The organism is Streptomyces sp. NBC_01451 (genome assembly GCF_036227485.1).
In the GTDB taxonomy this organism is placed as follows: domain Bacteria; phylum Actinomycetota; class Actinomycetes; order Streptomycetales; family Streptomycetaceae; genus Streptomyces.
The window spans coordinates 5,174,837-5,187,486 of the sequence record NZ_CP109479.1 but is presented as its reverse complement, the minus strand read 5'-3'; the positions used below and the strand labels follow the sequence as shown (position 1 = coordinate 5,187,486).

Sequence of the window (12,650 nt, the reverse complement as noted above, 5' to 3'; positions counted from 1 at the left end):
GTTGAAAGTGTGGATTTCCAACGGGAGTCCGTGACGCCTCGCGCCCTTACGGGCGCCGGTGGTTGACGCGTGCTGCAATCAACGATCGTCCGGTTGCTCAACCGTGCTGTACGTATCGACGGGTTAGCCAATCGATAGGCAGGCCATATCTAGCCGGCCCCTGCCGCTAGGCAGGCGCACCAATGGAATTCAGTTGTTATGCGTAAGGGTCCTCGCGTCGCGCGAGCAAGGCCATGCGCGCGGCTGCGCCATAGACCTTTTTCTTAGGCGCGGAAGGGCCGTCTGTGCGGACAAAGAACCTGCGTAGTTCGTCCCGCTCCGCCATTGCCTGAACCTCTTGGAAGTCCGCTCCAACGTGGCGAGCGAGGGAGCGCAGTCCCGCCGTTGAATCCGGGTAGGCAGGGACGTTGACGGGGGCGACGTCGACTAGCTGAACCTTGCGGAGGGTGCGGAGGGGAAAGCCTTGATCGGTCGTTCCCCACTCGTCGTCAATCATCCGAAACGCAAAGCTCGACTTACGGACGTCACCACGTTGCACCAGTTCGAGAATGTCCGCGCGCGCGGCCGGTGGTTCTACTTCGTAGTCAAGTCCCGTTCCGTCAATGGCGAGGCGCAGGGTTCCGCCACCGGTCGAGCCGAGCAACATATTGTCATCATGGTTGTACCTGGCAATTACGTCCGGCCAACCGTCACCTCGGCTCGCATTGAATGCGGCAGGGTCGACAGCCTCAACGAATCCACCCATGTTGTGACTCTGCCGGTTGAATACGGCGGCATATCCACCTATGGACGATCGTTCCTTACGGGCGCGCAGTTCTACGGGAACTTTTGTGAAGCGCCGTTCGATTTCAGCCATGGCTAGCAACCCCTTACGCTGAGTTGTCGTTGTTGGGTGGCGCTGGGGCCGGAAGCGCAGCCGACCCGTAACCCGCGCCTTGCCCATTCGGCAGGGGCGGAAGATCCTCAATGGCCCTGATTTCATCGACGTTTCGCCAACCCTGCGCGAGCGCCATTCCATGCGCCGTGTAGCGGTCGAGCAATGAGGTTCTAATCATGGCGTCGACGTTGAACTTGACGAACTCACGCCCAGGCATCAAGTCGGAGAACACTGTTTCCAGTCGGACTAGCCAAGGGCGCAGGGTGACAGAGACTAGGTGAATCATGTTCTGTTCGGGTGAGCTATAGCTGAGTGGTCCGCCTTGATCTCCGCCCACCATTTCCGGCGGGATTCCCCAGATGGCCGCAATCTGAGTGGCGTTGAGTTTCATTGTCTCAATGAATTGACTTTCTTCCGGGCTAACTTGCAGCGCGGTAAAGTCCCAGTCACTACCGAACACGAGTGGCTTACGGCTGCGCATTGCTGCGGACAGTCGCCCCTGTATCTCGCGTGACTCTTGCGGGTTGATTGTCTTGGCAGAGTTCTTCATTGTGGCCGGAGGGGTGCCCCCGTTGTCGTACCAAGACTTACCGTAGTCGGTTACGGCCAATCCGACTCCGATTGTCTGGGCGAATGCGGCAACTGGTGACAGTCCCTTAACGCGCCCAGGCATGGCCACCCAAGGGATATGAACGATGTCTTCTCGTGGGACCTCATTGCCTAGCCAGTAGTACACGGGCATGGTGGGGCGCGAGTCGTCCACCCAAATCTCATCCGGGTTTAGCCATTCGATCATGATCGGAAAGTCAAGGTTATCGCGCAGGGTTACAAGTCCGTACGCGTTCCCTCGCAGGGCTAGGGAGACTACGCATTTATGCAGCCACTGAAAGAGGTTGTCTCGCGCGGCAGGTTGGAAAAAGAGTTGAGGTACGAACGTGATTGGTTCACGCGTCCCAAAGCCTCGCCGGTATAGCTGTATCGGCAGGGAGGCTATGGAGTCCGCAAGGATGCGCACGCTAGCGAATAGGGGAATGAGCATAACGGCGCGTTCGGAGGTCACGAGAGACGCGTCCCTAGGTCCGCCTGAAACCCAGGGCAGGGAGGTAATCGCGCGTGACTCAATGAGTCGCGCCCACGTGCGCCGGAACGTTACCGATAGGCGAGACATGCGCGCCCCCTTAGAGCACTGAATCAAGAACGTCGTATTCCGCCTGGGCGACGTCTGCGCGCAGACGCAAGACCCATAGGGCGTGCGTCGCAGCAACGAGAGGGGAGATATCAACGGACTCACTACGCGAGCGCGACCACGCCCAGGCATCCGTCAAGGGGCGCGTTCTCGCGCCGTTGATAGCCCCGGTTAGGGCGGGTTGATCGATATGCACGACAGTGCCTCGCCTCACGGCGTCTGCGAACTGTCCGCAGGCAACCGCTACATCGGGCGTGCGCAGTAGGGCTAGGTCCCCTCGTAGCGGCTTTTCCTCGTCCTCCGGGGGAGTTATGCCGTAGCCGGCCAACTCGCCTGCGAGAGAGGCAACAGGGCCTTTGGAGTCGATGGCCACGGCCATTGGGTCCCACACATCCCGCAGCCTCGCGAGCGCAGGCGCCACCCAATCCGTACCGGGGCGCCTGTCCACTAGTTCGACGTGTATGCGTCCGTCCGGCAGTAGAGACGCGGCAGATATGGAAGACCAATCGCGCAGGGTCGAAACCTCCGCAGCAAAGGCGAGGCGGGATGTATCCGGGCGGGATTCCGCCACCACGCAGCGCGCCCACTCGTCGCGAGGAACGTTCGGATCGGCAGGGGGGCGAGCCTCTTTGGTGCGGTTGAGGTACGCCCGGTCGAACTCGCTCGCGTCCAGTGATGCGAGTTCGGTCCGGATGATTTCAGGGGTGACCGTGTAGCCAAGCGCAGGCATACACACGTACCAAGTGGCAGGGTCATCACGTCGCAATTGGTCCGGCGCATACCACTCGAAATAAGCGACCGCAGGCCAATCCCCCGTAAGCCAAGCACGCTCGATTAGCTCGCGCCCCTGCTTCCGTTTCTCATTGAGGAACACTGCCTGATCTGTTCCGCCTGCGCTCGCCCACCACATCTGTGCATTACCGCGAGTCAACATGGCGGGACTCATGGCTTGCTCAACCCGATCGTCCTTATGGGCGAACGCCTCATCGATCATGCCGCAATCAAGAGGCGGTCCGTGTCCCGCCTTTTCAGTGGTCGACGTAATGCCCAACCGGCTGCGCGTCGACCGCCAAATGATGGCCTCATTACCGGTTGTCTTACGCGGATGGTATTTGCCCTTGAGTTTCGACTCATCGAGCTTTACAAGGAACTCGTCCTCCCAGCGCCTACGCGCGTCTATGCGCGTCTGCGCCGTGTACGTGACGTGTTGCCGTTCCCAAGCCATGATGCGATGCACCATGACGGTAAGGATCGTTTCGGTTTTCCCCTGTTGGCGAGGAACGCTCAAGCCAACCTTGCGATAGGCGAGGCACCCGGTAGCCGGATCAATCTCTAGAGCGACGTCTAGGACGTACCTTTGCCACGGCATAGGGGGCGAGCCGACAAGCGCAGTCATTACCTTTGCTGCCTTGCCACCCAGTGTTGGGCGAGCCCAGTTGCGAGGCGTCCCCCATCGAGGGGGGCACGTCAATCCGTACCGCTCGCGCAACTCGTCGACGTAGTCAGTCGGGGGCGCCCAGGTCACCAAGGAAGTCATCCGCGCCCCCCGCATGTCCGTCCGCAAGTTGGTGCAGAGAGAGGCGCAGCTCACGAGAAAGGGCAGCCATTTGGCGCCCCTCGCTCGCTCCGTTGTCGATTTCCTGGGCTACTCGGTAGGCGAGTTCCGCAAGGGTTGAGTCTGTGCCCATGAGTTCCCCCAGGGCGCCTACGTCTGCTCTCACGGCGCGCTCAATGGGACCCATGAGTTCCCCCCTCCGTAATACGCGCCGGAAGATTCGCGGGCACTTAGCGAACCTTGATCGCTCAGCCGAACTCGCCCCCCGCAAAAAAAAGCCAGTTGGGGCCGGGGCTGTCCAAGGGGCGCCCTCAAAAAACGGGGTGCCTCTGACCTGCGGTCGCATGGTGCGTTGCGTATTTCCGCAGGTCAAAGGCTTGTGTTTGTGGTGTGCGTGGTCTGGTTTTGCCTGCGCGCAGCTATATGCAGGTGGCGGGGGGAAACTCGCCCCTGCGCCGACACGTTGCACGCTTCTGACCTGGGCTTTTGCGCATGTGCTCGCATAAGTGCAGGTCAGAAGGGGTGCGGGTATGCCGTGTGTCACGGCCAGGCGCTCAACGTCCCGACGCGCGCACCCCTTCTGACCTGCGGGTTTGTCGACCGCGGTTAGCCGGCCAAGGGTGCGTGCCCCTCGCTCAGACCAACCCGAACACGTAATGCAGCACTGCCCACACTCCGATGATGGCTGCACATATCCACGCGATTACTTGAGCTGCGTACATGGGTGACCTCTCCCGCCTGCGCCATGGCTCGCCCTTGTCGTCATGGTGCCCGGTACCAATCGATCGACGTGCGGAGTTGATCGCACTCGCTAGGCAACTTGTCGCCCTTGAGGTTGTTGCATTTCCTCAAGCATGTTGGGCAGCCTCGCACCCCGTGTATGGGGCCTAGGTTGTCGAGTGCGTAAGGGTCTCCCCCTTTGCTTACGGGGATGATGTGATCGGCTGCGTCTGCGCCTGGGTGTCCGCACCACATGCACGCGTCGGAGGCTGCGAGTACCTGTGCGCGGTTCTCTCTGTAGCGCCGTTCCGTGAGTTCCTTACGGCCGGACATGGCGCCCCCTCCGGGCATGCGTAAGGCCCCTGGGGTGCGAGTTCCCAGGGGCCTTGTCTGCGTGTTTCCGGGCATGCCGGATGCCGCCCCATAGTGCGCTTGATCAGGTGCAGTCGTCAAGCGCCTGCCTGGGGCGAGGAAGGCGGACGGGGGGAGGTTCCGGCAAGGGGGGACAGGCAGCCTCTGTGAGGCACCCAGGGCCGCACAGGTGGGCGTATCGGGGGAGTTCGTCTAGGTCCCAGCGAGCGCCCCAGTGACCCCGTGTGCCATGCCTGTGTATGCGCCCCTCTCGCGCCCAGCGATAGAGCACGTCCCTTGGTCGACCGGTCCACATCTCAGCACAGGCGGTATCGACGAGACGCGGTTTAATTGGCTTGCTCATTCACGCCCCTGTAATAGTCCTCTATCTGTTGCCACGTGTATTCCATGCCGCATGGCGCGGACTCGCCTATGCGGCCGATACAGACGGCTGCGCCATTGTGCAGCTTGAGCGCCCCCATGCAGTTATGACAGACAGCGCCTCGCACGATTGACGAGGGGGGTACGTCATAGCCGAGTATTCCGCGCGCGCGACGTACCCAGGTCTGCGCAGTGCGCCGTATCTCGTCGATCAAGTCCAGTGCCTCAAGGTCCCCAGGAAAGGGACTATCGACCCTCGTTGCGGAGCGCCCGTTTTCCCCTTGCGAGGTAGCCGGCGCGCTTATTGCGGCTTGCAACTGGGCGACCAATGGAGCATGGCGGACTGTCTTAGCGCGCCTCTCTACAGTGCTGGGGCAACCGCACGCATCAACCGTGGCGTACCCGTACAGGCGCCTGCATTCTTCCGTGTGCGTCACCACGCGCAGGGAGTATTCAACGCGCTCGTTGAAGCCACTCAGTAGGGGCTCAAAGAGTCTGATCACGTACTCAAGGTCAGTGCTCATTACCTCTCGACTTCCGGGCATGCATCATGAACGGCCCATAGGTACGTTCCACATTCGATGCCCCAATAAGGCTCGCGAGGCTCAATGAGCCTGCGGCACGTGTCGCAACGGACGCGCCTAGAAAGGTGGCGGGTCGCAGGTGTTGCACGACGTCTGTTCGCCCCCCTGCGAGTCTCTGAGACAGACAGGGACGCTGGGCGCCCAGTAGCGCTCGCAGGGGGACGCGGAGGGACCTGCGCAGCCTCTTGGAAGGCGTGCGCGTCCATGGGGTGACCTCCGCACACGTGAACGCCCAGTAGGGGCGTCCCGCGCCCTACGTCGCCCCGTGAGGCGACGCGGAGCGCCTGGGCGTGTCCGGCTGCGTACGTCATGCGGTAGGCCGCCTGTCCGGCCATGAGGCGCGCGCGCAGCTCGGTAGGGGACAGGGGCACTGTGTCGACTCCCGCCCAGGTACCTGCGGACAGGGCCGTTAGTACCCAGGCGCCACACCTAACGCATCTGCCCAGGCGCGGAGGCGTATCTATCAAGTAATGCACCATAGATCATTTACCCTCACTGTCCGCGTAATCCGTCCCACCTGTCCCCCCTATAGGGGGGGGGACCGGACGGACAGGTCGTGAATTCGTGCGGACAGGTTTTAGAAACCTGTCCGGGACAGGTCTGACCTGGGCAAATGGCAAAACCTGTCCCCATGATCCGGGACAGGTCACTTTTCGACCTGTCCCCATGATCCGGGACAGGTTTTCGACTACTCTCCGTATTTTTCGCCCTCCGGTAGCTGCAATTCGACGCTCATAACCTGGGCGTCCGTTTCCGGCTGCCTCGCGGCCTCTCGCTTTTTCCGGTACGCAATGGCAGGGGCAAGAACAGTGTTCCCTATGGCTATCTGCCTGTCTGTGAGCCATGCGCGCATCCTGTCTCTGCCCAGGTCCATGGGCGCGTTGTGCTTATCGAGCATCTGGACAGCGTGACTTACGGCAGGGTCCAAACCCGGTACGGAGAAAACAGCCTGCCGTTCCGGTACGAGGACTACCGACGTTTCTTGAGCGCCGTTCTTTCTGTACATGCCCTGTACGGCCACCACGCGAGGCAGGAGCCGTATCTCTTGGGAGTCGTCATCATCCTTGGTCTTATCGATGCGGATGCTTATTACGCGGTCCGCGCCCTTGCCTTCCTTTTTGATCAGTAGCTCTGTCTGTACGGCGCCCAGCATGTTGGACGCTCCGCGCCCATGCTCCCCTGCATGCCCTGTGTGGTGAACCAACGTGGCGCACGCCTCCGACTCCCTCGCAAGCCGCTCGATTCTGTTGAAGATCACAGACATACGCTCATTGCTCGACTCTTCAATGCCCACAGTTGCGCGCGCCTGCGTATCGACGACCACTAGCGCAGGGCGGAGGCGCTTACACGCTTCCTCCAATACAAGCCACTCGATACCAGACACCTGAATAGGGCGAGGCAGGAACCTAACGCCATCCATGCGGCAGCCGTGTTCTTGCTCCCATGCGCGTACGCGTTTTTTGATGCCCCCTGCGCCCTCTGCCACTAGGTAGATCACTTCCCCTTTGGTGACGTCTCGCCCTGCCCATGACAGGCCATTCGCGACGCATCCGGCTATGTCAAGCGCCACGAAAGATTTCATCGTCCCTGGGCGTCCATTGATGCGCGCGACTGTCGAGCGGTACAAGAGTCCGTCGACCACTGGGGACAGTTCCTCAATGTCGTCTAGCCCCTGTGTCGTAAGGGTCTCTGACATGAGGGCGTCCACCATTGCGGACACCTGGGCTCGTTGGGTTTCTTCCTCAAGGGTTAGGGCCCTCTCCTTGGCCCTGTTGAATGACGCTATCTCTTTGGCTTTGTCTAGTTCGGCCGCCTCGCGTCTCTGTGCCTCTATGAGCGCCTGCGTTCTGTCGTCCGCATTGGTCGCAGGGAGCTTGGCAGAGAGAACGCTCACTAGGCGCTGTACGTCCTCGTTGAATGACTCAAGCGGAGCGGCCTCCGGGTTGAGTAGCCACCAAAGGGCGAGGCGCGCATTTATCTCCGATTGGGGGAGTTCGCTACTCCCCTGCGGTTCAATCGACACGGTCACCCCTGCCCCTGTCTAGACGTATGGGACAGGGACGATTTCTATTCCGATCCATGCCCAGGGGCGCCTACGCCGTTGGGCGAATAGCTTGTGCGTGTCGGTCCACTTGAATTTGGCACCCTTGTATTCGGGGTCAAGGCAATACCGCATGGCGTACTTGCGCGCCGTGTCGGCGTCATCCGCTATACCGCGTAGCTTGCCGTTGACTGCGATCACGTAGGCGCCCCCATTGTTGTTGTCCATGTGGCCGCATCCTCCGCGCGCTTACCTGGGCGCCTCCGGTATTGGTTCCGCGTCTGGGGGACGTCCCTAGACGTGATCTTTCCGGCTGCCCATAGGACACTCACGGCGTGAGGTTCGGTCCATGCCATACAGGCATCGAGCAACCGGCTAATTCTGTGTGACTTGTAGGGCGAGCGCTCGCCCTTGATGAGCGCCCGTATGGAGTCGACGTGTGCGCGCGCGACCCTCGCAGGCAGCCGCTTAGCTGTGACCCTGTCCGCCCGTATCACGCCTCTCTTGAGGCCTTGCGCCACGGCTGCCGCATTCGACGTCACGCCGTACTTGCGCCGTACCTCAAGCAACCCGTTCCGTACCGCCTGGGCGTTGACAGACAGGCGCTCCGCAGTCTCTTGGAACGTCTCTCCGTTGGCCGCACCCTGTAGGAAGTCGAGTTGTTGGGCCGTGACCCGATAGGCAATCGGATGCCCTCTGACCACGTATTTTTGTCTAGTGCGCTTGCGCCGGCCTGCGCGCGTAGCGGCATGCTGGGGCCTGTGCGGTCCGGTCCATTCGAGTTGTTCCCACCACGCCTTTGCGAGGCGCCTAGCCTCGCGCTTCCGGGCGTCCGCCTCGCTCTTACGGGCGTTGGTACAGGGGCGACACCTACGGCGCCACTGTCCGCGCCCCTTGTCGAAATACTCGCGATAGTTCGCAGGGTCATCAAAGCTATGTAGTCCGTTCCCGCACATGTCCTGCCTCGCCCTGGGCATGCTCGCTTCCCTTCCTACTCGCAGCCATCGAGGGGCAGAACCTGCGGACTCATGACCCCTACAGCGGGAACGGCCATAGGCCACTCGTCGCCCTTCCAACCAATGGCGACCACGTCGCACGTGTATAGCCCTGTCCTGCCGTGGCGCCACGTGTGCGACTCGCGCCTAGGCCATCCGCGGACTACCCATTGCCTACAGTTCTTGCATCTCATGGGGCCCTGTCCCTTTCCTTGTCGACGATTCCGCCCGAACACATTGCGTTGAACGCGTCTTCCATCCCTGGAGCTATGGCGAACAGACGAGAGATCATGAAATGGGGGTGCACCCTGCCCTCTCGCACAGTGGCTATATGTGTGGTCTGTGATCTCCCTGCCACCTGTCCGCACCCAGGGCAGTAATAGCGCTTAGGCATGTCAGCCTCTTAGGTAGACGCGCAATCGCCCCTCTGTGTCTGTGGTGACGCGCTCAATCTCTAGGCGTACGTCTGCCGTTCGCACGTCCTTTGGCGATAGGTGTAGGTCGACGTTAAACACTGCGTCGGAAATTTCTAGCCCGTCGATATATACGCGCGTGCCAAAACCCGTTGTCTTGCTCACCCTGAATCCTCCGCCCACTCGATGATTGCTCGGTAGTCCGCAGCCATGCCCTGTATGCGCGTGCGCTCCCAATACCGGTTGGCTGTAGTGCGCGAGGCTGCCTGTCCGGGTATGGGTTGGAGTTGTGCCGCGCGTAGCTCAAGGTCCGTGAGGCGCTTACGCAGTTCGGCCATGACGAGTGGTTGCATTGCTATGACGTCCTCCGTCTGTTCCTACGGCGGTTTGGGTTGGTCCGTGAATCAGGGTCGGGAACCTCACCCCGGAGGAAGGCGCCGTGAGCGCGCGCCCCCTCGATGGCTCTGAGTAGGTCTGTCGTTGCGTCGAATGCCTCGCGGACGTTCAACACGCACAACTCATTCCCGATGCTCACGACTACGTGTTCGCCATCATGATCAATTTTCACGGGCAGGGCCCCATTTCCCAGGGCGTGACGGGACGCGCAGTTAGCTCGACGTCTAGCCGCTTGGCTATCTCGACGCCTAGCGCGTTGAGTAGGTATTCCCGCAGTGCCTCGCGAGCGATTTTTTCCGACCACATCTCAGCCGGACAGGCTTGTTGGGCGTACACACGTTCCCCCTTCCAAGTGGTCGCGAGGGTGACTATGTAGCTGTCAGGACCGGTCGATACGGGCATCAAAATTTCCTTGCGTGGTCTAGCCGGCCAACGCTTTAGCGGCCGTTTTGGGCATACGAACGTAACGGTTGTGCGACAAACACACTGGGAATGAGGCTTGCAACGTTGCAAGTCCCCTTGTGGCGCGCTAACTTGGGTCTCGCAAGGCACGCACACGAGAGAGGGACACAACATGAACACTCAGGTCTGGCGGAACACGCGCAGCAACGATCTTCTCTTCCACGCGTTCCCGGAGGGTGCGGCCCTGTGCAACAAGCGGATCAAGCCCAACGAGGGTGACTACGTCACTGCGGACGCGGCAAAGGCGCAGCCCATGACGCACCTGTGCGAGCGCTGCGAGTTCCGCATGGCGCACCTTGAGCGCAAGGCGCAGGCGGAGGCCAACCCGATTCAGACGCTCGCCCCTGCGGACGCTCAGGCGCTCGCCAACAGCGAGGGGCACGTCCTTGAGTTCGGGAGCGCCAAGGAATACAAGCGCCCCCAGGGTTTCCCGAAGATCGTTCGGTTTGTGCCTGAGTCCAACGGGCGCATGGTGGCCCTTGTCGACACGGACGGGAACACGTACAAGCGCGTCCGCGCCGATCACAAGTTCTTCGTTCGGTCGGTCCCGGACGGCTACGCCTCGCGCGTCGCCCAGGCGCAGGCGGAGGCCCTTGCGGACCTTGACAGCGACACGGAGGCCGTGACCCTCGTTGAGGTAGTCGCCCCCGTCGCCCAGGCGGAGCGCGAGACGGACGTCCCGCAGCTCGACGCCCGGGCGGGACGCGCTCACGCCCAGGCGCGCATGGATTTGGTCAAGGTCCGCACCATCATGGGTGCGGGGGAATTCTGGTTTGGCGGTCGGGAAACCCGCAAGAACTTTGACGGCTATCCCCTGCGCGCGCGGTTCGAGAATGCCGCTAACAACCGCATGCGAATCGTTGATGCGGACAACGGACAGGCGCTTACGACTGTCGGTCCATCAACGCTCATTTGGGCCGCTCCGCTCGCCCAGGCGGACGCGGAGGCCGTGAGCGCCCAGGACATGGCGGATGCCGCCCTTGCCTCCGGAGAGTGCGAGTGGACCGACGCACAGGTTGCGGACGCCCAGGCGCGTGCCATGCGGCTTGTCACGCCTGCCGAATTGGAATCGCTCGCCAACGAGGATGGCGAAATTTTCTGGGGCGGCATGAACGGGCGCCCTGCGTCCTCCGTTACTCGCGTGCGAGTCGTGAGGCATGGCGGAACCGTTCACTTGCTGAGCGTCGAAACCGGCATGTCCGTTGGGAATGTCCACGCGAGTGCGTCATGGGCTGCGCCGGTCGATTCAGGGGACGCGCGTCCGGCCCTGCGGCTTACGGAGGGCGAGAGGGACAGGGCGGCTGCGCACGCCCAGGCGAACAAAGCGGAGCGCGAGGCGCTTGAGCGTGCACGCGCCCAGGCTGAGCGGCTGCGGAACCGTAAGGCCCTTACGGTCACGGTTCCCGTAGTCAAGGCCCCTGCCAACTTCCGTGACCTTGCTTGGCACGCGAACACGGAAAAGGCTCGCGCATGGTGGAAGCGCCGTTGCCTCACCTACTCGATGGTGGAAACCGTCAAGGCGCACGCCCAGGCCAATTACGACTTGGGTTGGGACACAGTGGTTGAGGCGTACGAGGATGCCGAAATCCTCGCCTACCTCAATGAGCTTGACGTCTCGACGGTTGAGGGCGCCATCAAGGCGTTCGATGATCTCGCGGACGAATGGGCGTCCCGACAGTGTGGCGCCCTCGTCGACGGATACGGCGTCTGATCACGTCCCCCACTCCGCCCTACTCGAAAGAGGTTGCAGTGACTGACCAAGATTTCACCCCGGAAGAATTGATCCTGTTGACCTCCGCAGTGATCAAGCAAATGCAAGCCTCGCGGCTCGACGCCAAGCGCGCAGAGGTGAACGGGGCGAGCGAGGCAGGGCGAGAGGCCACGGCCCTTGCTGAGAGGCACAAGAGCCTTTGGCGGAAACTCGTGGCGATTCAGACGCGCGAGCCGTAGCCGCCCAACTCCCAATCAGGCAAGGCCTATAGCTCGACCACACAGGGCCCCTCGTTGCTTAGCGAGGGGCCCTGTGTTGCGTTCTGCAAGGCGTAGGCGTATCACAGATGTATGGAACCAAGCTACCCACTCAACGAGATTTGCCCCCTTCCCGACGAGGACGCGCAAGCGTTGACCACATCGTTGATCACGTGTGAACACGTGTTGGTTGAGGCAACAACGAGAATGCTTGAAGCGCTGGACGAGTCATTGACCATTCCACAGTTTCGCACTCTCGCAGCGGTCGAGACACTAGGGGCTATGAGCCTTTCCGACTTGGCAAAGGCATTGGACGTACGTCCATCAACGGCTATGCGAATGATCGACCGTCTAGAAGGCAGGCGCCTAGCCGTTAAAGGGGTTTCCCCGATAGACAAGCGGGAGACCGTAATTCTCCTCACCCCTAGGGGGCATCATTTGGTTGTGCGCGGACTGTACATGAGAGAGCAAGCCATGTGCGCAATCGTCGAACGCATGTCAGAAGATATGCAAAACAATTTCATCAAGGGACTGCACGAGTTCGTCAAGGTGAGCGGACATGAGCCTAGGCAGTTCCTACCGAGTTGGTAACTCAGGCATAGGGATTGCTGGGCGCAGGGGAACGGCATTCCTCTTGGCCGCACCACTCATTCCGCGGACTGTTCAACATGCCGCAGTCGTCGCACTCCCACCCATCACAGATCACGCTATGGCAGGGGCA

6 protein-coding genes are annotated in these 12,650 nt (G+C 61.3%); 2 read left to right on the top strand and 4 right to left on the bottom strand.

Going from position 1 to position 12,650, the window contains the following annotated elements; genetic code table 11:
- Positions 1-196: 196 nt before the first annotated feature.
- The 4 genes from OG595_RS22675 to OG595_RS22660 all read right to left on the bottom strand — a co-directional run bounded on the left by OG595_RS22675 (position 197) and on the right by OG595_RS22660 (position 7,677).
- Positions 197-856, bottom strand: a complete 660-nt coding sequence (locus tag OG595_RS22675; protein ID WP_329274770.1) for an HK97 family phage prohead protease — start codon at positions 854-856, stop codon at positions 197-199.
- A gap of 13 nt (positions 857-869) precedes the next feature.
- Positions 870-1,916, bottom strand: a complete 1,047-nt coding sequence (locus tag OG595_RS22670) for a phage portal protein (RefSeq protein WP_329283123.1) — start codon at positions 1,914-1,916, stop codon at positions 870-872.
- Positions 1,917-2,055: 139 nt separating this feature from the next.
- Positions 2,056-3,432, bottom strand: coding sequence for a terminase large subunit domain-containing protein (locus OG595_RS22665; RefSeq protein WP_329283121.1), 1,377 nt, complete (start codon positions 3,430-3,432; stop codon positions 2,056-2,058).
- 2,910 nt (positions 3,433-6,342) lie between these two features.
- The gene (locus OG595_RS22660) at positions 6,343-7,677 is read right to left on the bottom strand and encodes an AAA family ATPase (RefSeq protein WP_329274768.1); all 1,335 of its coding nucleotides are present in this window, start codon (positions 7,675-7,677) and stop codon (positions 6,343-6,345) included.
- Positions 7,678-10,073: 2,396 nt separating this feature from the next.
- Between OG595_RS22660 and OG595_RS22655 the strand changes: the two genes are divergently transcribed.
- Both OG595_RS22655 and OG595_RS45405 read left to right on the top strand, forming a co-directional pair.
- Entirely contained in the window at positions 10,074-11,672 is a 1,599-nt protein-coding gene (locus OG595_RS22655; RefSeq protein WP_329274766.1) for a hypothetical protein, read from the top strand.
- 350 nt (positions 11,673-12,022) lie between these two features.
- Entirely contained in the window at positions 12,023-12,520 is a 498-nt protein-coding gene (locus tag OG595_RS45405; RefSeq protein ID WP_443073111.1) for a MarR family winged helix-turn-helix transcriptional regulator, read from the top strand.
- Positions 12,521-12,650: the final 130 nt, after the last annotated feature.

Bases quoted from the DNA above. Each gene is read 5' to 3' on its own strand.
- OG595_RS22655 (WP_329274766.1), top strand. From the start codon at position 10,074: ATGAACACTCAGGTCTGGCGGAACACGCGCAGCAACGATCTTCTCTTC.
- OG595_RS22675 (WP_329274770.1), bottom strand. From the start codon at position 856: ATGGCTGAAATCGAACGGCGCTTCACAAAAGTTCCCGTAGAACTGCGC.
- OG595_RS45405 (WP_443073111.1), top strand. From the start codon at position 12,023: ATGGAACCAAGCTACCCACTCAACGAGATTTGCCCCCTTCCCGACGAG.
- OG595_RS22665 (WP_329283121.1), bottom strand. From the start codon at position 3,432: ATGCCGTGGCAAAGGTACGTCCTAGACGTCGCTCTAGAGATTGATCCG.
- OG595_RS22670 (WP_329283123.1), bottom strand. From the start codon at position 1,916: ATGCTCATTCCCCTATTCGCTAGCGTGCGCATCCTTGCGGACTCCATA.